Genomic DNA, 21,853 nt, shown 5'->3' on the forward strand with positions numbered 1-21,853 from the left:
CAAACAGTTGTATTGCATCATCTAAGTGATTCAAAACCAAGCAATATACCCTTGATTTAGTTAACGCTACAAACTAAAATCTCAACTCAAATTTAATGTCTGTTAATAACTCTTTTGGTACAAAGTAAGGCTTACGAAATAAATCCCGTAAATAAGACCCGAACAAGTCCATAAACAGTTGTGCTGGCGACAATAGCAAGAGTGAACCACCTGATCCCTTCCCGAACTCAGAAGTGAAACCTCTTCGCGCTGATGGTAGTGTGGGGTTACCCATGTGAGAGTAAGTCATCGCCAGCTCATTATTCTAACCCCCCCTCAGTCTTAAGACTGAGGGGGGTTTTTCTATACATAATTTAAAAAGTAGAAAGTTGATTTTATTTTAAATTATTAGAAATACTTAAAATCAATCAATTTTGAAGAATTTTCATTTACCTAAAAATAAATTTAAATAAAAAATTAGTTTTTAAATTTTCAATTAGCTAACATTGAAATTTTTTGTTAGGTTAGGTACATTTAATGTAAAATCTATACTTGTTTTTGTATAACGATACTTATTTTTATAAAATGGATAAAATCATGACATATTTAACTAATTTAAAAAAATTAGGGGTGAAATCAACAGTTTTAGTTTCTTCAGTGGCACTAGTTGCTTGTGGTGGTGGTGGAAGTGATGGTTACTATGGAGATAATAATTCGAATAGTAATCAAAATGGAAATGGTTCAAACGTAGATACAGAAAAAAAAGAAGCCACAGGTATCACGTTGACAGTTAATAAAAATGAATTAAATGTAAAGGGTGATGAAGTAAGCATTACTGCTAAAGCAGTAGATAAAGACGGTGGTGGGGTTGCAGGTAAGACTATTATTTTGAACATTGCAGATTTTGCAAAAAATGGAGCCACCAGTGATGCTTCAGAGAAAATAACAGATCAAGCAGGTAATGTAACATTTTCTGTAAAATTGGATGGAACAAATTTAAACCTTACAGAACTGATTTTTACGACAACAATTAAAAGTACAAAAATTAATAATATTAGAAAAGTAGCAGTAACAGGTGCTGGAACAGTCGTTCAAAGCCAGTATGAGTTGGCTTTTGATGACATTAAACATTTGCCAGTATCTGGTGGTGAAAGTGTTGTACGTGTCCGAGCAATGGATGTGAATGGTGGTGGCGTACCTAATGAAAAGGTTACGCTTGCAGTAAAAGACTTTAAAAACAATGGCGTTACTATTAAGGGTGGATCTAGTGTAGTAACCGATAATGAAGGTTATGCAGTATTTACCTTGGTATTACCAAAGGGTAAAGAAATAGATCGTCAAGAATTGATTAAAGCAGGTATTGCACTCGAAACGACTTTAACTGAACAGTCTGGTGCTACCAAAACACAGATATCTACTGTAATAGTTGATTCTGTTCAGAGTGTGGTGAGTAGTTTATCTATTTTAACTTCAGATAATAATAAAGTTAATGCTATTGATGGTTCGATAAATGTTGTAGTAAAAGCAAAGAATCCAGAGGGTAATGCTGTTGCAAATAAGAAGGTAAAATTATCTTTAGATGATTTAGCACTTGAATTTGGTGCAAAGTTAGTTAGCCAGACTGCCACAACAAATGCAAACGGTGAGGCCAGTTTTACGATTAGAACTGAAGCGAATAGTGCAAACCCTACTGGCCAATTATTAGTGACCAATGGCATTACAATAATATCTTCTTTAGATGAAGAAAATAGTGCTGAGCAAACTAGTAAAATTACAGTTGTTTCTACACCACAAGAGGAAGTTGCTTATCTAAGTGCTGTTGTGTCTGATCAAATTGAAATTAAAGGAGGTCAAGCAACTGTCACAATTACTGCTAAAGATAAAAATGGCGGTTCTATTGCGAATAAACAAATTATATTAAATGTACCAAATAGCCAAAACAGCGGTTTAGCGATTGTTAATGGTTCAAAAGTTACAACAGATAATAATGGTCAAGCCAGTTTTAATTTAGCATTTAATAAAACTAATATTTCTCCAGATAATATTAATACTTTATTGAAGAATGGTGTAACAGTTTCGGCTGGTTATACAACATCTGCAAATACACAAGTGACACAAACCGCAAAAGTCAGTTTTTATCAACAGCAAACAATTGAACAATCTAAAGAAGTCCAACGTTTAGAATTAAGTGCTACAAAAGGTGTAGTATCTTCGACCAATGACACAGTACAGATTAAAGTACGTGCAATAGATGTATCTGGTAATTTTGCTGCAAATAAATCTGTAACTATTGGTTTAACAGAAGCAGCACAGTCGAATGGTGTGACATTAGATGGCGCTGCAACCAAAGTAACGGATAGCAGTGGTTATGTAACTTATACTTTAAAAGTAAATGCATATAATGCGGCAGCAATTGAAAATTTGGTTAATTCAGGCATTGCTATTGCCGCGAGCGCGATGCTTGCGGATGGTTCTACGACCGTAAAACAAAACATGCAAGTAATGGTTGAGGCTGTAACACTAGATGGAGTAGATGTCAGTTATCTCACTATATCTGCTGATCAAATGATTAATATTAATAAAGGAAAAGTGACTATCACTGTTAAAGCGGTAGATAGTAATGGTGGTGTTTTAATTGGTCAGGATGTTACTTTAAGAGTTGCTGATAGTGCAAAAAATGGATTAACACTGCTTGGTGGTTCTAAAGCAAAAACGGACAGTAATGGTAATGCGACTTTTGTATTAAACTATGACGGTCATATTACTGATGCAGCGTTGTTAGCAAAATTAAAAGCAGAAGGCGTTTTGTTAACTGCAACTTATCAACAAGCCTCTTCTGGTGCAATCGTTACGCAAACTACGAATCTTCGTTACTATGAGCAGACTGCAAATGTTGATGTTAAACAAATCAATATTAATTTAGACAAAGGTGTAGTTGTTGCCGCTAATGATGAAGTTAGAGTTACAGTTCAAGCTATAGATGAGAATGGACAATTAATTTCTAATCGTAAATTAAATCTCGCATTAACTGAAATTGCAAAGAATAATGGTGCATCAATTCTGGGTGCATCTGCTCAAACACCAGCCAATGGTCAGGCTGTATTTATTGTGAAATTAGCAGCACCAAATAGTGAAGCAATTAACGCATTAGTGGCTGAAGGATTATTGGTGACAGCATCTGCTGAACAAAGTAATGGTTCAGCTATTTTTCAAACAGCAAAAGTTATGGTTGCGGCATCGGTTTCTTCATCTGCTGATGTTGCATATTTAGCAATTGAGAACTTTGCAGCTGTAGATATTGATCAAAATGCCGAAAAAACTATTACAGTTAAAGCTTATGATAGTAAAGGTAGCATCGTTGCCAATAAAGATATTGATTTGAGTCTGAGCAAAGTCTATTCGGGCATTAGAATAAAAGAAGGTTCGAAACTTACAACCAATGTGAATGGTGAAGCTAAATTTACCTTGGTTTATGATGCATCGATTACTTCAAGTGTAGATAAAGCACAGTTAGAAAAAGATGGTCTGGTTCTTAGTGTTAAATACGGCAATATTACTCAAACTGTAAAAGCGGCATTCTATCAACAAGCTGTCAATATTCAGCGTATGGACTTGATTGTAGATAAACCTGCTTTGGTAATTAATACGAAAAGCGATGAAAAAATAAAAGTAACAGCGATTTTGAAAGACAGTCAAGGTAAAGCAATAACAAATCGTCAAGTCACATTAGCATTAGATAATGGTGCATTACAAAATGGTGTAAGCATTATAAATACAACGGGTGGCTCAATTGTTGTTACAACCGATGCAGCAGGGCAGGCTCCAGTTGAACTGCTTGTTAAGCCTACAACGGCACAAGCAGTTCTAGCTTTAGTTAGCTCTGGGATTGGAATTGGTGCCTCTGTAGTACAAGGTGATGGTAGTGGAGTAATTGTACAAAATACTAAAGTTAATATTGTTTCTGCTGTGTCTTTAGCGGAGGTGAGCTATCTCACAACAGATGTTTCAAATACTGTTAAAACTACGGGTGGAAAGTCAACTATTACTGTTAAAGCGTTTAATAGTCAAGGTTCAAAAATTGCGAATAAATTGATTAAATTAAATTTAGCTAATATTCCAACAGGTTTAAATATTAAACTGGATGTAGCAAGCAAAACGACTACTGTAAATGGTGAAGCTCAATTTATCGTCACGTACACGGCTCCAGCAACGCTAACAGAAGCGCAAGTCAATGCCTTGCTAACTGGTATTCAGGCAACTGCTACATATGTTTCTGATGCTGGTCAGAATGTGACGCAAAGTACTATAGTGCAATTCAATATTGATGCAGAAGATGTTAAAAAAGATGCATTACGTATTGATTTAATAGCATCCAAAGGCGCTGTAATTGCAGACAATGATACATTTACTTTTACTGCTAAAGTTTTTGATAAAAATGGTAATCCTCTGGTGGGTAAAAAAGTCGGTATTGGTTTAAATACTGCTGCTACAGAGAATGGGGTAACTGTTAATGTAAATAGTGTAACGACGAATGCGAGTGGGGAAGCTAAATTTACAATTTTAGTAAAAGCATCAGATAATCAAAAAATTGAAAATCTAATTGCGAATGGTATTACGATTGCCGCATCAGTGGTGCAAGCTGATGGCTCTAGATTAAGCCAAAATACCCAAGTAATGGTAAAAGCACCTCTAAGTCAAGATGTAAGTGTATTAGAAGCTACACCATCAAAACAAACGGTTTCTGTTCTAGGTGATAAAACAGTTATTGCAGTTAAAGCGAAAGATAGCACTGGTAAAGGTTTAATCAATAAGGAAGTGAATTTTGCACTTTCTCCAAGTTTAAGTTCTCGTGTAAACGTGGATAGAACTTCTGCGATTACAGATTCAGAAGGTTTTGCCTATTTTACTGTGACGGTTGCAGATGGAAATATTGAAGACCTTTTATTGGAGAAAGGGATTACTTATGCAGTCACCACATACAATAGCGGTTCAACTAAACCCATTAATCAGATTGGTAAAATAAACGTTACTGCGCCTGTTGAAGCAATTAATTTGACTGCAAGTACCTCTAAAAATGAACTATTGGCATCAGGTGATAGTGCGGAAGTATATGCGAAACTCGTTGATATAAAGGGTGAACCAATTAAGGGATATCCTATAACGTTAACGGTGAAAAATTCCGCCTTAAATGGTGTAACCATTTCAGGTCTAGAAAAAGCAACTGCAATGACTGATAGCAGCGGGAATACAAAATTTAAGGTTGATTTAACCAAAATTACAGGCAAACAATACGATCAATTATTGGCTAATGGGGTAGATGTTATTGCATCGATTACATTGGCAAATGGTGTAGTTCGTACAACACCAGTACATTTTGATGTAAATGAAGCAATTAATCGTAATCACTTAATTATTCTGAGCTCAAAAACTAATTTAAGTGTTGATGGTGATAAGGCAATTATCACAGTTGCACTTTTAGATCAAAATAATCAACCTGTCAAAAATGAAAATGTAACACTTTCTGCCAATAATTCTGCGAGTATCATTATAGGTACACCAGGTAGCGGAAACCCTACAAATACAAGTGAGCCACAAACTGTTAAAACTGACTCTAATGGTAATGCATTCTTTTCGGTTGAAACAGATGGAACTACTATCGATGATGATTTATTAATTGCAAGTGGAATTGAATTAACCGTTACGCATTCAAATGATGCAGGTGTAGTGAAACAAATTCATCGCTTAAGTGCTTTTAAACCTGCTCCTGTTGGTGTGCAACCAGCTCGTTATAGTGTACGTGTGCAAGCAGCTAAACCCACTCTAAATGTTCGAAGTGATATAACAGATGTTACAGTAACATTGGTTGACACAAATGGTGGTGGCATTGTTAATAAATATGTTGAATTAGCAATTAGCGATTTTGCTCGTAATGGTGCAATTATTGTTGGACCATCAGGTTTAGCCACAGATGAAAATGGTCAAGCTGTGTTTAAAGTGAAAGTAGATGAATTTACTCGAGCTGTTGGTTATGATGCTGCCAATTTTGCTGCTGATGATTTATTATTGACAGCGAGATTTAAAGAAGAAGGTTATCTTAATGCCTCACAAGCCACTCAGGTTAATGTGGTTCAAGCAGTTATTCAAAACCCAGTTGCATCTATTGTCATTGGAGTTAATCCTACGGAAGTAGCATCTTCGACAGACGGCGTTTATTACACACGTAATCTTTCGGTTAGTGTAGTAGATTTTGATGGTAAACCTTTGTCCAACCAAGAAGTAGCAATGGATATTACGCCTACCTTTTATATAAAAGGGCGTTACACATGGGATCTTGTAACAGATGCTTTAGGTAATCAAAAAGAAGATTGGGTGATTCATCCAACCGTGGCATGCCCTGCTAACCCATTAGGTGCGGCTGTAACAAATAGCCAAGTAACCAACATTCCAGTAAAAGTTCCGACCTTCCTAGGAAGTGCTGGGACGACTGCAAAATATACAACAGATAGTGATGGGAAATTTGATTTTACAATTCGTTATCCGAAAATATATTCTCAATGGTTAAATGTACAAATTGCTGCAGCTTCTACGGTAGCAACTCTACCAACACGTACTGTGTATGATCTTGGTTTACCGCCACTTTCCTCGGATTATAGTACTGATGGCTCTTATGGTCCGAATCTTATGAGTCCTTATGGTACAAATAGTACTTGTCCATAAGAATTATTGAAAAAAATGGAAGCTTAAAAGCTTCCATTTTTTATTTTAGGGATTTCAAAATTACTCTACTTAAATTATTAATTAATCTATGGGACGATATCTTCAAATTTGATTCACTAACATAACTAAAAAATAGTTAATATTTTCGATAATTTAAATTTTTTTAAATACTGGTGCCTACACTTACACCGACCGTAGGTCTGACATTCATTGAGCTACATCCCAGCATTAAACTAGACACCAATAATAAAAAAATCATTTTATTCATGAAGTAATCCTTGTGATTGAGCCTGATTAAATAAGATGCTAGAGCGAGAACCACTGCGACAAACCATTAGAATGGGTTTAGGCAATTCTTTATAGTATTTTGAAAATTCAATCACATCAGTTTGAGTAATTTGACCATTCACAATGGGTTGATAAATTACACTCACATGTGACTGTTCTGCAATTTGGCGTAATTGTGAAACCGAAATACGATTCCCTTGTTCTTGATCAGGGCGATTGACAATCACAGATTTAAAGCCATTTTTAATTAATTGCTGAAACTTATCTGTGGTCATTTCCCCTGACACACTTACTTGCGCATTCAGTGCCTGACTTAACTTCTCATTTTGAGCAAATAAATGCGGGGCATAGCTTAAGCATAAACAACATAAAAGCGTAGGTAAAATGGCCTTAATCATCTAACAAATCCATTTGCTTGGCCAATTGATATAAATTATTGGAGCGATTTCCAGTACGACAGAACATCAATACTGGTTTTGGAAGTTCATTAAAATGATTGGCGAAAGTACGTACATCCAGTTCGGTAATTTGACCTGCTACTACAGGTTGAAAAACGTAATCTAAACCTGCATTGCGCGAAGCTTCTTCAATTTGAGCGCTAGTCGGTTGTTCAGGACCGCCTTCTAAATCAGGTCGATTATTAATAATCGATTTAAAGCCTTTTTCTACGACTTGTATCACTTGTTCTGGATTAATTTGACCTGCAAAGCCGACATTTTCACTCATTTTGTCACTCCATCATTCGTTAAATAGTTTTATGCTTTATGATAGCATTAAGCTAAAAGTTGAGCTTGATCTGAAGAAATTTTTATAAGCAATTATAACCATAAAATAACGCAATGGAGCGCATATGCATTCCTATACAGTTGAACCACTGTATGTGAAAAGTGGGCAAGAAGTGATTGCCGCAGACTTTTATCGACCTAAAACAGAACATAAACCTGCCGTCATTATTATGGCCCATGGTTTAGCAGCATTACGTCAATTTAAATTGATCCAATACGCTCAGCGTTTTGCTCAAGCGGGTTATGCAGTGGTACTGTTTGATTATCGTTACTGGGGGGGGAGTACGGGACGACCACGGGAATTAGTGTCTATTCAATTCCAACTCGAAGATTGGCGCACGATGATCGCGCATATTTTTGAGCGAAAATCAGTGGATAATCGGCGAATTGTACTTTGGGGAACCTCTTTAAGTGGGGGCTATGTATTAAATTTAGCTGCTGAATTAAAAAATGTTCAGGCTGTAATCGCACAAATTCCCTTTGTAGATGGGGCAGAAAGTGCCAAGCTTTATCCCTTGCAAAAATTACCCAAAGCTTTAAAAATATCGAGTCAGGATTATATGGGTGCAAAAGTCGGTATGGCACCGAAAACACTGCCTGTAGTCAGTCACAAAGACTTATGTTTTATGCCGACAGCAGATAGCTACAGTGGATATTTATCCATTGTAAATCCAGATTATTATTGGAGTGGTGAAATTCCAGCCAGAATATTTTTTAATCTCATTCGTTATCGTCCTATTCTGGATGTTCGTAAAATTAGTGTACCTGTGTTATTTATTGCCTCTAAACAAGATAGTTTAATTCCGATTGAATCAAGCCGTGAAACTGCAACTAATATTGCACCTTTTGTGGAATATCATGAATGGGATATGCAACATTTTGATATTTATCATGGGCAATGGTTTGAAAAAGCGATCACGACGCAATTAGAATTTTTACATCAATATATTGGAGTCAGTTAAATGATTATTGTCTGTCCTGCATGTAGTGCAAAGAATCGAGTGCCTGAAGAGAAATTAACAGAAAGTCCAAGTTGTGGTCAGTGTCATCATGAGCTTCTACCTCAGGCCCCAATTGAATTAAATGAGCAGAATTTTAGTCACTTTATTGCCAATAGCGATTTGCCTGTTTTTATTGATTTATGGGCAGAATGGTGTGGGCCTTGTAAAATGATGGCACCACATTTTGCACAAGTTTCGAAACAAAATCCGAAAGTTATTTTTGCTAAAATTAACACTGAAGAATCTCCACGACTCAGCAGCGCGTTTAATGTCCGGAGTATTCCCACTTTGGTTCTAATGAATAAAACCAGTGAACTTGCTAGAATAAGTGGTGCACTACGAGCGACAGAGCTACAACAATGGCTTGATCAGCAGTTAAGTGCCCATTCATAATGCAAATGTCCGGAGTTAATGTGTTAGATACTCATGTAAAACCTGAAGGAACGCTTTCCCTTCAAACCATTGCAATGCCTGCAGATACCAATTGGAGTGGTGATGTTTTTGGTGGGTGGATTGTTTCTCAAATGGACTTGGCAGGGGCAATTCATGCTGAGCGTTTTAGCAAAGGGCGCTGTGCCACGATTTCGATTAATCAAATGACTTTTTTGGTTCCAGTTAAAGTCGGTGATGTGATTAGTTGCTATACCAAAATTTTAAAAGTTGGAAATACTTCGATTCAGATGCAAATAGAAGTTTGGGATAGTCATGATAGTTCACGTGAACCGATTCGAGTGACTGAAGGGGTATTCACTTTTGTTGCAGTGGATGTCAAAGGTGGAAAACGTCAAATTTCAGAGCATATAAAACAAAAATTTATTTCAGCGCAACTTGCGCAATAAATAAACATTTAAAAAGCCCAATCATGATTGGGCTTTTTTATATCAAGTTATTTTGAATCAGATGGTTAAAACTATTGAAGTCATCAAACCTGATGTGAAACCGCGAGTAAAAAGAAAGGCGAAATACTTATTTTTTTAACTGAGATTTTGCAATCCAAGCCCAGAGCATTTCACATTGAATCGGTTCTTCACCTGATTCATCAGTAACCTTTACGTTCACTAAGGTTTCACCTTTTTCAGTGCTTTGCATCAGTTTTTGCTGATCATCTGTTAGTGTTGCAGTTGCAATCATTGCACCTTTGCTTGGGCGTTTAAAATCAACTTTAAAACTTTTGATTAATACGATACAAGTGTCCGGAACATTCATTCCTGTAACAAAACCAGTCGCTGTTTCAGCAATTAATGCCATGGCACAGGCATGTACTTGACCAATATGATTTTGCATCGCTTTATGGTTTTCAATTTTGACCACTATTTTTGCGTGGCTGACTTCTAGGTAACGAAGATTGGCGCTACCGACCATTGGAACCACCCGACCAAACGCTTTGCTCCACAAGGTACTGCGAATGCCTTTGGGTAATTTAGATGTAGCTTTTACCATTTTTGATAAGCGATTGGTGGGTTTCATAAGATTCCTCGACTTTTATTGTATGAATAAATCAGTCTTTAAAGTTATTAAATTGTAAAGGCACGCCAAATTGTTGTTCCTTTAAAAACGCCATTGTTTGTTGCAATGTATCGCGTTTTTTATCTGTCACACGAATTTTGTCACCTTGAATAGAAGATTGCACTTTTACGCCACTTTCTTTAATGGCTTTATTGATTTTTTTTGCTGTATCAGAGTCAAGCCCGTCTTTCAGTTTAATCACTTGAATGACATTTTTGCCTGAAGCCGTCATTTTTTGTGGATCAAGTGCTTGAATATCAACTTTACGTTTAAAGAAGTGATTTTCCAGCATGCTATAAACCTGTTCGCATTGAAAATCACTTTCAGTACTGATTTTAATTTCCTTATTTTTTTCGCTGAGTTCAATAGAAACATCTTGGCCGCGGAAGTCAAAACGGGTCGCAATTTCTTTTTGCGTGTTTTGAACGGCGTGATTTACTTCAAAAATCTCTAATTCAGAGACAATATCGAAAGAAGGCATGGTTTAGACCTTTGCAAAGGGAAAGAATATCTGAGATGCTAGGGATGTTTTCTTCATTTGCCAAGTGTTGTTTACATCAAAGGAGTGCACAATGATCCGTAAACAAGAAATTACAACATTTGAGTTCCCAGAAAATGCAGTAATCTGGGATGTTCGTGATACAAAAGCCTTTGCAGAAGGTCATGTCAAAGGTGCTGTTCATCAGCCCATTGATAGCTTGGATGCAAATAGCTTAACTCAAGTGGAGTCGGATCAGCCCATTTACATTTTATGTGGCGGCGGCAGTAAAGCGCCACGTGCTGCTGAAAAGTTAGAAAGCTTGGATGGCGCACGTGAGTATGTGGTATTGATGGGTGGTACGCGTGCCGCACGCGATGCAGGTTTCCCTCTAGAACAGGGAAGCTAAAAAAAAGCGCCATCAGGCGCTTTTTTAATATCAGTCTAAAATAAATTGTCTTTTTTCAGTTTTTTCTTGCTCATAGAGTGAATCAATTTTTATCTTGTACACATCAATTGGGTTTTTGATAGTAAGGTTTTTTCGGCTTTACTTTTTTGATAAAGCGCCTCGGATCAAGTTTATTGACCCAATAGCTCGTCAGTGGACAAGCCTCACCTAAAACTTGAGCCACTAAAACCGCACTACACAGAGGAGCGAATAAAAAACCTTTAGATCCAAGTGCAGTGAATGTATAAATTTCAGCGTCTGGCTGGATTTTGCCCAATAATGGAAAATAATCTGGACTTTGGGTGCGTACTGAGGCGCGTCCTTGCCAAGTGTCAATCGGTGCTAAAGATTGCGCATATTCAGGAAAGACATTGTGGATAAGTGTGTAGTTATGCACATGATCTTCCACTAAAACCGTATGATCATTTTGATCAGGAACAAAAGAAGCGCCTAAAAGTAATTGATGAGCATTTAATTGCATGCAATAGCCGCCATAACTATAAGCTTGATTAGAGTCTAAAGGTTGCTGGGAATTATCGACCCAACTGACTTGGCCGCGATTTGGTGTTAATTTGGGCAACTGAGTCGAAATTTTTTGGCTATTTAATGCTGCACACACAATAACATGGTCAAACTCACCTAAACATTGCTGATTAATATCCATGACCTGAACATTCGTTTTGGACTTAAGTTCCAAAATATCTGCTTTCTGAAACTGAATCAAAGGATGTTGTAAAATTTGATCACTTAATTGGTGTGGTGATAGAGTCGCTGCGGATAATAATGTGACACTCGAATACTGGGTCTTAAGATTAGATTCAATCTGAGTTTGATTTACACCTTCAGTAAAAATGCCTGATGGATAATTTGCTGTAAGTGTCATTAAATCATCGTCTTCTTTTAATTGTAATTGATTGACATGAATCGGTTTAAACGCTTGAAATTTTTGATAATAGGGCATGGCATATAGCCACGCCAACGTAACCAAATGCTTGCCACTTTGCTCAATACGACCTAAACGAGGATTGAGCAATGCCAGTGGATTACCTGATGCACCCGCCAATGGCGCTGATTGATCGTAAATCGTGACTTTATGCCCCCGCTGTGCAAATACATAGGCGCAACTTAATCCTGCAATTCCAGCGCCAATAATCGCAATTTGACGTTGTCGAAATGTCTCGACTGTATTTAGTTGGATTGATGCCTGAGTTGTTGTCTTCATTCGGTCTTGATGTTCTGATTCTGGAAAACTCCATATGGCTTTAAGCATCAGATCTTGATTGTTAAAAGCCACTGGACAAGAAATGGTTATTCCATGCTGACTAAGACCTTGCTTTAATACATCTTCTACACTGGATGCTGTAAATGTAGTGCCATAGTCTGAAAGTCGAACAATATGATTTAAAATATGCTCTTGCCAAAGTTGAAGATTACACACATGAAAAAATCTATCGAGAAACCAAGCATCTACTGTTTTGGTTTTGGCAATGACAGGAAAAATCTCATTGGCATCACCGAGCCATAAATCAATTGAGAATCGTTGTTTTGGGAAATCCAGCCTATGGCAACCTGCGATAGGCAAAGGATAGGCTTGAATGAGCTGTTGTGCTAAAACTTGCAGTTCTGGCCACATCGCAAGTACACGAATAAGATCTGCTTTTTTTAAAGGAAATTTTTCGACACTAATGATATGCAGATGGCTGTGATTATCTGGGCGAACTTGCTGCCAGAGTTGCCATAAGGCCAAAACATTTAAACCTGTACCAAAATGTGTTGCACCTACACAAAAATATTCAAAATCGTATAGTTTTGCTAAACGTGTAGATAAATTATGACCTTGAATAAAAACATGCTGAATTGGGTGCAAGCCATTTTCTATAGAAGAGTAGACATTCCCACATTGTTGGCAGATCGGAATATCCATGCCATTAATACACTGCCAATCTAGATCAGCAGTTTGAATTGCATCAGACAAAAGCTAGACCACCTTTAAAGCAAACATTAAAAAATGATGATTTACCACTGACGACGACGTTTAGTATGAACATAACTTGCGATAAGAAAACCCAGTAAAACACCTATAGCAATCGTGGCAGCACCATATAAAAACATTTGTGCGCTACGTTCACTTTGTAATACTTGAACTTGTACACCTAAACTGTCATTTTTTAATTGGAGTTCTTGGTTTTGCGATAAAGCGTCCAAATTGGCCTTTTCTAACTGTTGTAAACGGGTCGCCTGATCTTTGACTAAGGCTTTAACTTTGGCATCTTGCAATGCTTTATTTTTTGCCAGTTGTTCAGCAGTCAACGGTTTTACTTCTTGTGGTAAACCGTTTGGATTGACCGCCACGGCCGCAGGAAGAAGATTAGGTTTATTTGCCGCCAAAGTTTGAGGTGTTGTCGTAGTCATTGCTTGAGGAGCAGGGGCTACAGTAGTGATAGGTGCAGTTTCAACTGCCCAAGCAGAAATACAGATGAAAGATAAGCCCAATAAGCTTGAGGCAACAACACGCATGATTTTATCCTTGAGGGAACGCTTTATTAAAAGGTTTCACATCAATATGAGCATAAACACCTTCTTTAAGGAAAGGCTCGTCTTTTAACCATAGATCCAGTGCTTCACGTGTTTCAAAGTCGACAATGAGTGTACTGCCATAAAAACCCGCTTGTGGATTGTTAGGGTCTTTGGGCATTGCACCTGCTACAATTAAACGACCTTCATCATTTAATTGTTGTAAGCGTTGTAAATGTTGTGGACGTGTAGCAAGGCGTTTTTCAACTGTACCTTCGTGATCGGTACAGCTTAAGACGAATAAAGGCATATTTTTTTCTCGATTCGTTCACCTGAATTATGCTTCAGGTGATTTAAAGTATTTACGTAAAACAATAAACTGAATAATAATAAAGGAAAACATCACAATCATGTCACCAAATGCGGTGAATTCACCCCAATATTTTCCATTTGCGAATATGAAAGCAAAAAAGACATGTAAGCATGACATCAAAATAAACATGGCGGCCCATGCAAAGTTTAAATTTTTCCAGCCTTTCACTGTCAAATCAAAAATAGGCCCAAATAAACGCTGAATAAGGGGCTTTTTATCTTTCATAAAATAAGGCGACAGTAAGAAAGCACCAGCAAAAACAAGGTTTAACAGCGCAGCTTTCAGTTTGATATAAAAGTCATCACTCAGCATGAGGGTAATGCCGCCAAAAATCACTGTCATAAACAATACAATCCACTGTTGTTTATCTAAACGGAATTTTTGAATTACAAATAAAGCGCCGTATATCAGTAGCATAGAAATAATCAGGCCAGTGGTTGCAACCAAAATATTATTATTATCTATACCGCCTGTAGAACCAATCAATTGTAATAAAGGATGGTCTGTGTCTTTTGGGTCGACGGTTTTATATAAATAAAAGAAAATAATGAGTGGCACAAAGTCTAAAAGTGCTTTCATGTTAGAGTATCTAAATCTGATCAAATAAATGACATAGTATAAGTGATGCAAGGCGTAGATTTACATACACACAGTAATATTTCTGATGGAACTTTGTCTCCAGAACAACTTGTGCTTGCAGCCATCGAAAAAGGGATTCATACCCTTGCGTTGACTGACCACGATACAATGGATGGCTTACAGCTTGCTGAAAAAGTAGCGATTGATTTGCCTTTAACCATTATTTCAGGGGTAGAAATTTCCAGTCAATGGTCACGACCTGCAACGCAAAAGAGTTACGGTGTGCATATCGTGGCTTTAAATATGCAAAATCCAGAACCTTTACAGATTTTACTGGAACAACAAAAACAGATTCGAGCCATTCGTGCTAAACAAATATGTGATTTACTGATTCCATTGATTGGTCAGGACATTTATGCTGATGTCATGGCTAAAGTGGATCACATTGCAGACCGCATTACTCGAACCCATATTGCGAAAGTTTTGGTGGAAAAAGGCATTGTTAGCCGTCCGCAACAAGCTTTTGATAAATATATTAAAGAAGGTAAAAAAGCCTATGTGAAATTTGATGGTGTGGGTTTAGAAGATACCATTCAAGTTATTCATGAAAGTGCAGGTTATGCAGTATTGGCGCATCCAACCAAATATGACTTATCTGCGACCAATATTCGTTATTTAATCGAAATTTTTGCCAAATTTGGCGGCGATGCAATTGAACTTCCCACTGCAATCGAACCTGCTTCCACCCGTCAAATGGTGGATCGAATGATTGCTGAATACTCACTTAAAGTTTCTGTTGGCAGTGATTTTCATGGCGATCACATGCCATGGATTCGATTGGGCAACATTCCACGTCTTAAAGAAGGTCAAGTTGGGATTTGGGAAAGTTTTGTTTAGTGATTCTCTCTTCTCGCATTTTTGAGAGGAAGAGAGACATTTCAGAACATCATGTAATATTCTAAGGCTAAAGCAATTAAAGTAAATTATGATCCTGCGCTTGAATCGGTGGTGGGGTTGGTTTACCTAAAGTGCCCAACAACTCAATTTCAATAGTACGTACCATGGCATCTAAGGGTAAATCGTTACTTTGTGTACCGAAAGGTTCTTCAATTTCTGAACTTAAGGCATCTAATCCTAAAAAAGTATAAGCCAAAATACCAACCAGTAAAGGTGTTGCTAAACCTAAGGTTGCACCTAAACTAAATGGCAGCATGAAACAGAAGAAATACACAGTGCGGTTAAGGAGCACTGAATATGCAAAAGGCAAAGGGGTGGTGGCAATACGGTCACAGCCTGTTTGAACAAGGCTGAGTTCAGCCACATGATCATTCATTTGGGCATAAATAATATCGGAAATTTCACCTTCTTTGAGTGCTTGCATCAATTCCCATTGAATCAGGCTGAGTGTGTATTGCGGTGCATTGGCTTGTTGATATAACTGCGTTAAAGCCTGTTGACTCAGACCGCTGGTTTCAACCAATGCCAATGGATTTTTTGTTTCATGGCGTAAACGATCACGTAATACATTGGCAAATACAATAACGTGTTGAATCACACGTTCACGTCGACCTTGTGCCAACATTCGACAATCCCGATCAAAATGTCGGGCATTGGCAATTAACATTCCCCAGAGCTTACGCGCTTCCCACCAACGGTCATAGCATGCAGTATTTTTAAAGCCTAAGAAGATAGACAGGACTACGCCAATTAAAGTAAAGCCGACCAAAGGAAATTCTGGAAAGTGAAAATAACCAATATAAGATAGTCCACCAATTAAAGCCGAGATCAGCATGACCACGCCTAAAGGAGGTAAGACCTTTGGAAGGATCGTCCCTCGCCAAGAAAACAACAGCTTAAATACGCTGGGTTGGTCACGCACAATCATGTTTTAAGAATCATTTATATTTTGAATGATCTTCAGTGTTAGAGGGCTTTTTGTCAATCGTTGTTCGTATGATTATGGCGCTTGAATCAAACCATGCTCGGCAAATGAGCAAGTTCCTTCGGGTGAAACAATACAGTGATCAATTAAGTGAATGTCGACCAAATGGCAGGCCTGTAAAATTCGCTCGGTTAACTCTAGATCTGCTTGCGATGGAGTAGCTTTACCCAAAGGATGATTATGTGCAATTACAATATGACTGGCATGCTCATGAATGGCATGACGTAGCAATTGGTTAATCGAAATTTCACATGAATGTACTGAACCATAAAACATTTTTTTAAAACTAATTTTTCTTAAATGTGCATCTAAGCAAAGCACTGCAAAAACTTCTTGACACTCCCCCAATAATTCAAATTTTAAAAAATCTAATAAGAGGGTGGAGTGATTTAATTCGATTTTTTCCTGTCTTAAATGTTGAGCAATATAACGTCGCCCCAACTCTTTAACTGCCATAAGCTGTGCGTATTTCGTTTCTCCAATGCCATGAAACTGACTTAAATCTTCAAGTCTGGCATCAAAAATAGGATTTAAGCCGCCAAAATGCTGTAACAATAGGCGGGCAAGCTCAACTGCAGAATGTTGTTTTGAGCCTGAGCGTAGAAAAATAGCCAATAACTCGGCGTCAGATAAACTTGCTGCACCTTGCCGAATGAGTCTTTCGCGTGGTCGTTCTTGTTCTGGCCAATGTTTAATCGATAAGTTCATTATTTTTAGACTTTTTTATAAGTAATAGTGGTTGACCCAATGCGGATACTTGGGGCTAACATTATTTAATGATATTGTGGGCGCCACTGCAATAGAAAGGTAGCTTGTTGTGAGCTTCAATTTGAGTGTAATTTCCAACAAAAATATTGTATTGGCTGTAACTGGTGGTATTGCCGCGTATAAAAGTGCAATTTTAGTTCGCCGTTTAAAAGATGCGGGCTTTAATGTACGCGTCGTCATGACACAAGGTGCTCAAGCTTTTATTACACCACTCACATTTCAAGCTTTATCTGGAAATCCAGTTCATACAGAATTACTTAACCCAGAAGCTGAAGCGGGAATGGGGCATATTGAGCTGGCGCGTTGGGCAGATTTATTATTGGTTGCACCTGCCAGTTGTGACATCTTGGCAAAATTTGCAGCAGGTTTGGCCGATGATTTACTCAGTACCTTATATCTTGCGACTCCTTGCCCAGTTTGGGTTGTACCTGCAATGAATCAGCAAATGTGGGCAGCCAAAGCCACGCAGCGAAATTTAAACACCTTGGTTGAAGATGGCGTGCATGTGATTATGCCAGACGCAGGTTCACAAGCTTGCGGCGATGTGGGGTTGGGGCGTATGCCTGAACCTGAAGATTTGGCTGTGCAAGTCACACAATATTTTCATCAAGCACAACGCGCGATTGCTGAAAAGTTTGGTTTGTTGGCTGATAAGCATGTGGTCATTACAGCAGGTCCTACTCGTGAGGCAATGGATCCGGTCCGTTATATTTCCAATCACAGTACAGGAAAAATGGGCTTTGCTTTAGCCGCAGCATGTTATGCAGCTGGTGCAAAAGTCACCTTAATTGCAGGGCCTGTAAGTCTAGATACTCCGAATGGGGTACACCGCATTAATGTCTCTTCTGCAATCAAAATGTTAGAAATCAGCATGCAGATGCTTGATGAAGGTTGTGATATTTTTATTGCGACAGCAGCGGTGGCAGATTATCGCGTTGCAGAAGTGGCTGAACATAAAATTAAAAAATCGGGTGACGAATTAAATGTTGCCTTAATCAAAAATCCAGATATCGTGGCAACGATTGCCCAACAACAAAAACGGCCATTTATGGTGGGATTTGCTGCGGAAACCCGCAATGTCGAGCAATATGCGGCTGGAAAATTGGTGGCAAAAAAACTGGATATGATTGCCTGTAATGATGTGTCACGTTCAGATATTGGTTTTGCATCAGACGAAAATGCCATGACGGTATTTTTTGCAGAACGCTATCACATGGAAAAACGGGATTTAGATAAAGCATCGAAACAAGAGATTGCTCAACAGTTGGTTGATGCCATACATGATGCTTTAAATCATGCTCTAGCACCTACTTTGTAACAGGTTTTATGGTATAAAATTCAGTGATTCGGTTGCATGGTTGATAAATTTTAGACTCTGTTTTAAGACTTAAATTTCAAAATAATTCAACAACAAGAGCCACAGTTTTAAATTGATCTAAAAAAGGATATCCGCATGATTAAAAAAACGTTAGCCATCGTTATTTTTGCAACGACTTTGTCGTTCAGTAGTTTCAGTTTTGCCGCTGATCTTGAACATAATATGGAAATATTGGGGAAAAACTTTAAAGCATTTAACACGACGGATAATCAAAAAGATGCTCTAAAAGCACTCAGTAATATGAAATCAGCTGCTTTAGATGCAAAAAAAGTGAAATTAAAAACCAAAGATGCTAAAGCACCGACTTCAGATGCTTTATTTGATCAATTGGTGGCACAGATTGATCAAACCACTAGCCTCGTGCAAGCAGGCAAACTGGATCAAGCTAAAGTTGAAGCTAAGAAAATCGCGGTGATGAAAGCTCAAGGACATGGAATTTATAATCATCACTGATGTGAAGCAGATTCAAGCTTTGAAGGGTAAATACAGATTGAAAGCGATATTAAAAATGCCCGTCAGTTTAAAAACGGATGGGCATTTTTAATGACCATGAAAATGATTAAACCTCTTTCACTATTTCTTGGACTTGATTTTCTTTTAAGTAGTCTTCAGTGCGTTGTATCGCATCTTGAATATTTAGCAATGCAATTTCTACATCTTTTAGGGTTTTGGCATTTCCCCCACTTAAAGCCTGACGCCATTTTCGTGCACCTGGTAAGTTTTGAAATAAACCTAAAATATGACGGGTGATGATGGAAAGTGGCGCACCTTCTGCCATGCGCTTAGCAATATAAGGCATCATTTCTGCCATAATATCAAAACGATTGGGAGTATTTATATTCCATAATTGCGTCAATTCTGCCAATAAATAAGGATTGTGATAAGCCTCGCGTCCAATCATGACCCCATCAACATGTTTTAAATGTTCTTGAGTTTCAGCAAAGGTTTTTATACCACCATTTATCTCAATCATTAAATGTGGACGATCTTGTTTTAAGCGATAGACATCTTCATAACGTAAGGGGGGAACATCACGGTTTTCTTTCGGTGATAAACCTTGTAATAAGGCAATGCGGGCATGCACGATAAAATTATTACATCCCGTTTTAGCAACGGTATCAACAAAATGCAGCATTTCTTCATAGGAGTGCATGTCATCAATGCCAATACGATGTTTAACTGTGACAGGAATATCGACAGCATTTTGCATTTCAGCAATACACTCTGCAACCAAGTCAGGTTCTGCCATTAAACAGGCACCAATTTTATTATTTTGCACTCGATCACTCGGACAACCCACATTGAGATTGACCTCATCATAGCCCCAATCCTGTGCCATTTTGGTACATGTGGCTAAATCTTTTGGATTTGAACCACCAAGCTGTAACACAATTGGGTGTTCTTCAGTATTAAAGTCTAAATGACGTGCTGCGCCGCCAAATAAAATCGCACCTGTCGTGACCATTTCGGTATACATGATGATATTGGGATTAAATAAGCGTGCAAAAAATCGGTAATCACGAGTGGTCCAATCCATCATCGGTGCAACGGATATGCGAGGCTGTAAAGATGGGAGAGCAGTCATGAATAAACCTAAAAATAAGGAAAAAACCAAAGCAGAGATTATACGTGCTTTCGGATGAAAGAAACACCAAAGGTGGCCGACCAATACAATCGACTGAGCTCAATAAAATTATTTTTACCCAAGACATGATAAGCCACTTTGATAGAGTTGAACGCTACATAGATTACGCTGCGAGGGATTTAGCATGATAGCGCATATCGATAAATGCAAATAAGGCTGAGCAAATCACCAGACAAAGACCGGCAATACAGGTCATCAGCCACCCGCCGTGATGCCATGAATAAACCCCAACAGCAGAACCACACGCCCCCCCAATAAAATAAGTGGTCATATAGATGGAGTTGATGCGTGATTTAGCATCGGGATGTAAACGGAAAATAATACTTTGATTGCTGGTATGTACAATAGTTAAGCCCAAGCTAATTAATCCATAGCCGAAGATGTAACTGATTAAATGCTGTCCGCCAAAATAAAGGAAAATCCAACTGATGGCTAAAATAAATAGTCCAATCCAAGTTAACACCAAGGTATGACCTTGATCTGCAATTTTACCAATTTTAGCAGTAGAGAGTGCGCCAAAGACTGCCACTAAGGTGACCACACCAACCAATACATCAGAAAAGTTATACTGAGGCGACGTTAATAAAATGGCAATCGTAGAGAATAAAATACTCATTGCAGCAAAAGCGAAACCACCAATGATTGCACGAAAACCTAAGCGGGGTTGTTGCTTTATTAGGAGTGCCATCGATTTGAAAATATGAATATATTTTATTTTTGAAATAGGAATATTGGGCAATTTAGCTTTAAGTAAAACGGCTAAAACAATCATCATCACTGCACTGATTGCATAGATAACTTTCCAGTGAAATAAATGAGACAAGAGTCCAGCAAGGCTTGTGGAAAGTAAAATGCCGACTAATAAGCCACTCATCAGAAAGCCCACCACTTCACCCGTTTTTTCAGGTTTGACCAGAATGGTTGCAAGCGGAATTAATATTTGAGCAGCGACTGAAAATAGACCCGCTATAATCGTTCCGATCCAAAGCATGGGTAAATTGACTGCAAAAGTACACAGCAATAATCCAACAGCTGCTAAAAGCATCAATAAAGGAATAAATTTGGTTTTGTTAACAATATCGCCAATAGGCACGATAAAAAGTAAACCGAGTGCATAAGAGATTTGAGCAAAGGTGACCGTTAATGCCACTTGCGACTCAGGCACATCAAAATACTGTTGGATAGAGTGAACTAAAGGCTGGCTATAATAATTTGCTCCTGCACAAATACCGCAAGCAATAGTCATGAGCCACAATAATGATTTGTCTCGGCTAATATCGAGAGGAGCAGACATAAAATCCCTTGTTGGTTTGATGAAATGAGCATATTTTAAAATAGGTTCAGTACTATAAAAGCTTTGGATATTTTTAACAAACATTCAAAAAGACTTTAATGGCAGCATTATGTTTTAAGCTCATATGCAAGGTGATTGCATAATGAAAATGTGCTCAA

20 protein-coding genes and 1 rRNA gene are annotated in these 21,853 nt (G+C 37.9%); 9 read left to right on the plus strand and 12 right to left on the minus strand.

The genetic code is table 11. The features are described 5' to 3' along the window. The first annotated feature begins 182 nt into the window (after window positions 1-182). Both rrf and H0S58_RS02140 read left to right on the plus strand, forming a co-directional pair. Window positions 183-297, plus strand: a 5S ribosomal RNA gene (gene rrf, locus H0S58_RS02135). 279 nt (window positions 298-576) lie between these two features. Continuing rightward, entirely contained in the window at window positions 577-6,696 is a 6,120-nt protein-coding gene (locus H0S58_RS02140; RefSeq protein ID WP_195726998.1) for a beta strand repeat-containing protein, read from the plus strand. A 260-nt stretch (window positions 6,697-6,956) separates the two neighbouring features. On the opposite strand, the gene H0S58_RS02145 is transcribed toward H0S58_RS02140, so the two are convergent. Both H0S58_RS02145 and H0S58_RS02150 read right to left on the minus strand, forming a co-directional pair. Beyond that, window positions 6,957-7,382, minus strand: coding sequence for a beta-lactamase hydrolase domain-containing protein (locus tag H0S58_RS02145; protein WP_193891406.1), 426 nt, complete (start codon window positions 7,380-7,382; stop codon window positions 6,957-6,959). After that, a complete protein-coding gene (locus H0S58_RS02150) occupies window positions 7,375-7,710 on the minus strand; it encodes a TIGR01244 family sulfur transferase (RefSeq protein WP_195726999.1) in 336 nt (111 codons plus the stop codon). The genes H0S58_RS02145 and H0S58_RS02150 overlap by 8 nt, the downstream gene beginning before the upstream one ends. Window positions 7,711-7,834: 124 nt before the next feature. Between H0S58_RS02150 and H0S58_RS02155 the strand changes: the two genes are divergently transcribed. From H0S58_RS02155 to H0S58_RS02165, 3 genes are read left to right on the plus strand one after another with little or no spacing between them, the layout of a single operon-like run. Beyond that, complete coding sequence (locus H0S58_RS02155) at window positions 7,835-8,731, plus strand: alpha/beta hydrolase (protein ID WP_053579557.1); 897 nt, start codon at window positions 7,835-7,837, stop codon at window positions 8,729-8,731. Further along, window positions 8,732-9,163: a thioredoxin TrxC gene (gene trxC, locus H0S58_RS02160; protein WP_092720850.1), complete on the plus strand. Its 432-nt coding sequence runs from the start codon at window positions 8,732-8,734 to the stop codon at window positions 9,161-9,163. Window positions 9,164-9,168: 5 nt separating this feature from the next. Then, window positions 9,169-9,609, plus strand: coding sequence for an acyl-CoA thioesterase (locus H0S58_RS02165; protein WP_413784416.1), 441 nt, complete (start codon window positions 9,169-9,171; stop codon window positions 9,607-9,609). A gap of 127 nt (window positions 9,610-9,736) precedes the next feature. Here H0S58_RS02165 and H0S58_RS02170 read toward each other — a convergent pair whose 3' ends face one another. After that, window positions 9,737-10,237 (minus strand): DUF4442 domain-containing protein, encoded by a 501-nt coding sequence (locus H0S58_RS02170; protein WP_195727000.1) that lies wholly within the window; start codon window positions 10,235-10,237, stop codon window positions 9,737-9,739. Between the two features lie 31 nt (window positions 10,238-10,268). Beyond that, window positions 10,269-10,757 (minus strand): YajQ family cyclic di-GMP-binding protein, encoded by a 489-nt coding sequence (locus H0S58_RS02175; RefSeq protein WP_053579561.1) that lies wholly within the window; start codon window positions 10,755-10,757, stop codon window positions 10,269-10,271. Between the two features lie 91 nt (window positions 10,758-10,848). Between H0S58_RS02175 and H0S58_RS02180 the strand changes: the two genes are divergently transcribed. Further along, entirely contained in the window at window positions 10,849-11,163 is a 315-nt protein-coding gene (locus tag H0S58_RS02180) for a rhodanese-like domain-containing protein (RefSeq protein ID WP_053579562.1), read from the plus strand. A gap of 103 nt (window positions 11,164-11,266) precedes the next feature. Here H0S58_RS02180 and mnmC read toward each other — a convergent pair whose 3' ends face one another. Genes mnmC through H0S58_RS02200 form a run of 4 tightly spaced genes read right to left on the minus strand, consistent with a single transcriptional unit; the run spans window position 11,267 to window position 14,668 of the window. Beyond that, window positions 11,267-13,177 (minus strand): FAD-dependent 5-carboxymethylaminomethyl-2-thiouridine(34) oxidoreductase MnmC, encoded by a 1,911-nt coding sequence (gene mnmC / locus H0S58_RS02185; RefSeq protein WP_195727001.1) that lies wholly within the window; start codon window positions 13,175-13,177, stop codon window positions 11,267-11,269. Window positions 13,178-13,218: 41 nt separating this feature from the next. Continuing rightward, window positions 13,219-13,719 (minus strand): hypothetical protein, encoded by a 501-nt coding sequence (locus H0S58_RS02190; RefSeq protein WP_092720852.1) that lies wholly within the window; start codon window positions 13,717-13,719, stop codon window positions 13,219-13,221. A 4-nt stretch (window positions 13,720-13,723) separates the two neighbouring features. Beyond that, window positions 13,724-14,026, minus strand: a complete 303-nt coding sequence (locus H0S58_RS02195) for a YciI family protein (RefSeq protein WP_092720853.1) — start codon at window positions 14,024-14,026, stop codon at window positions 13,724-13,726. Window positions 14,027-14,053: 27 nt separating this feature from the next. Continuing rightward, window positions 14,054-14,668, minus strand: coding sequence for a septation protein IspZ (locus H0S58_RS02200; RefSeq protein ID WP_053579566.1), 615 nt, complete (start codon window positions 14,666-14,668; stop codon window positions 14,054-14,056). Window positions 14,669-14,713: 45 nt separating this feature from the next. Between H0S58_RS02200 and H0S58_RS02205 the strand changes: the two genes are divergently transcribed. Then, window positions 14,714-15,565, plus strand: coding sequence for a PHP domain-containing protein (locus tag H0S58_RS02205; protein WP_195727002.1), 852 nt, complete (start codon window positions 14,714-14,716; stop codon window positions 15,563-15,565). Window positions 15,566-15,641: 76 nt separating this feature from the next. On the opposite strand, the gene H0S58_RS02210 is transcribed toward H0S58_RS02205, so the two are convergent. Both H0S58_RS02210 and radC read right to left on the minus strand, forming a co-directional pair. Continuing rightward, window positions 15,642-16,553, minus strand: coding sequence for a bestrophin family protein (locus tag H0S58_RS02210; protein WP_053579568.1), 912 nt, complete (start codon window positions 16,551-16,553; stop codon window positions 15,642-15,644). Between the two features lie 72 nt (window positions 16,554-16,625). Then, window positions 16,626-17,318 (minus strand): RadC family protein, encoded by a 693-nt coding sequence (radC, locus tag H0S58_RS02215; protein ID WP_195727003.1) that lies wholly within the window; start codon window positions 17,316-17,318, stop codon window positions 16,626-16,628. 109 nt (window positions 17,319-17,427) lie between these two features. Here radC and coaBC point away from each other — a divergent pair, with 109 nt between their 5' ends. Both coaBC and H0S58_RS02225 read left to right on the plus strand, forming a co-directional pair. Further along, window positions 17,428-18,696, plus strand: a complete 1,269-nt coding sequence (coaBC, locus tag H0S58_RS02220; protein ID WP_195727004.1) for a bifunctional phosphopantothenoylcysteine decarboxylase/phosphopantothenate--cysteine ligase CoaBC — start codon at window positions 17,428-17,430, stop codon at window positions 18,694-18,696. Window positions 18,697-18,831: 135 nt separating this feature from the next. Beyond that, window positions 18,832-19,209: a cytochrome b562 gene (locus tag H0S58_RS02225; RefSeq protein WP_195727005.1), complete on the plus strand. Its 378-nt coding sequence runs from the start codon at window positions 18,832-18,834 to the stop codon at window positions 19,207-19,209. Between the two features lie 106 nt (window positions 19,210-19,315). Here H0S58_RS02225 and dusA read toward each other — a convergent pair whose 3' ends face one another. Both dusA and H0S58_RS02235 read right to left on the minus strand, forming a co-directional pair. Further along, the gene (dusA, locus tag H0S58_RS02230) at window positions 19,316-20,341 is read right to left on the minus strand and encodes a tRNA dihydrouridine(20/20a) synthase DusA (protein ID WP_195727006.1); all 1,026 of its coding nucleotides are present in this window, start codon (window positions 20,339-20,341) and stop codon (window positions 19,316-19,318) included. A gap of 163 nt (window positions 20,342-20,504) precedes the next feature. Then, complete coding sequence (locus tag H0S58_RS02235) at window positions 20,505-21,695, minus strand: MFS transporter (protein WP_195727007.1); 1,191 nt, start codon at window positions 21,693-21,695, stop codon at window positions 20,505-20,507. Between the last annotated feature and the right edge of the window lie 158 nt (window positions 21,696-21,853).

Source organism: Acinetobacter sp. TTH0-4 (assembly GCF_015602665.1).
Classification (GTDB): domain Bacteria; phylum Pseudomonadota; class Gammaproteobacteria; order Pseudomonadales; family Moraxellaceae; genus Acinetobacter; species Acinetobacter albensis.

Coding starts and splice junctions, on each gene's coding strand:
- H0S58_RS02140 (WP_195726998.1), top strand. CDS start 577: ATGACATATTTAACTAATTTAAAAAAATTAGGGGTGAAATCAACAGTT.
- H0S58_RS02145 (WP_193891406.1), bottom strand. CDS start 7,382: ATGATTAAGGCCATTTTACCTACGCTTTTATGTTGTTTATGCTTAAGC.
- H0S58_RS02150 (WP_195726999.1), bottom strand. CDS start 7,710: ATGAGTGAAAATGTCGGCTTTGCAGGTCAAATTAATCCAGAACAAGTG.
- H0S58_RS02155 (WP_053579557.1), top strand. CDS start 7,835: ATGCATTCCTATACAGTTGAACCACTGTATGTGAAAAGTGGGCAAGAA.
- trxC (WP_092720850.1), top strand. CDS start 8,732: ATGATTATTGTCTGTCCTGCATGTAGTGCAAAGAATCGAGTGCCTGAA.
- H0S58_RS02165 (WP_413784416.1), top strand. CDS start 9,169: ATGTCCGGAGTTAATGTGTTAGATACTCATGTAAAACCTGAAGGAACG.
- H0S58_RS02170 (WP_195727000.1), bottom strand. CDS start 10,237: ATGAAACCCACCAATCGCTTATCAAAAATGGTAAAAGCTACATCTAAA.
- H0S58_RS02175 (WP_053579561.1), bottom strand. CDS start 10,757: ATGCCTTCTTTCGATATTGTCTCTGAATTAGAGATTTTTGAAGTAAAT.
- H0S58_RS02180 (WP_053579562.1), top strand. CDS start 10,849: ATGATCCGTAAACAAGAAATTACAACATTTGAGTTCCCAGAAAATGCA.
- H0S58_RS02190 (WP_092720852.1), bottom strand. CDS start 13,719: ATGCGTGTTGTTGCCTCAAGCTTATTGGGCTTATCTTTCATCTGTATT.
- H0S58_RS02195 (WP_092720853.1), bottom strand. CDS start 14,026: ATGCCTTTATTCGTCTTAAGCTGTACCGATCACGAAGGTACAGTTGAA.
- H0S58_RS02200 (WP_053579566.1), bottom strand. CDS start 14,668: ATGAAAGCACTTTTAGACTTTGTGCCACTCATTATTTTCTTTTATTTA.
- H0S58_RS02205 (WP_195727002.1), top strand. CDS start 14,714: ATGCAAGGCGTAGATTTACATACACACAGTAATATTTCTGATGGAACT.
- H0S58_RS02210 (WP_053579568.1), bottom strand. CDS start 16,553: ATGATTGTGCGTGACCAACCCAGCGTATTTAAGCTGTTGTTTTCTTGG.
- radC (WP_195727003.1), bottom strand. CDS start 17,318: ATGAACTTATCGATTAAACATTGGCCAGAACAAGAACGACCACGCGAA.
- H0S58_RS02225 (WP_195727005.1), top strand. CDS start 18,832: ATGATTAAAAAAACGTTAGCCATCGTTATTTTTGCAACGACTTTGTCG.
- dusA (WP_195727006.1), bottom strand. CDS start 20,341: ATGACTGCTCTCCCATCTTTACAGCCTCGCATATCCGTTGCACCGATG.
- H0S58_RS02235 (WP_195727007.1), bottom strand. CDS start 21,695: ATGTCTGCTCCTCTCGATATTAGCCGAGACAAATCATTATTGTGGCTC.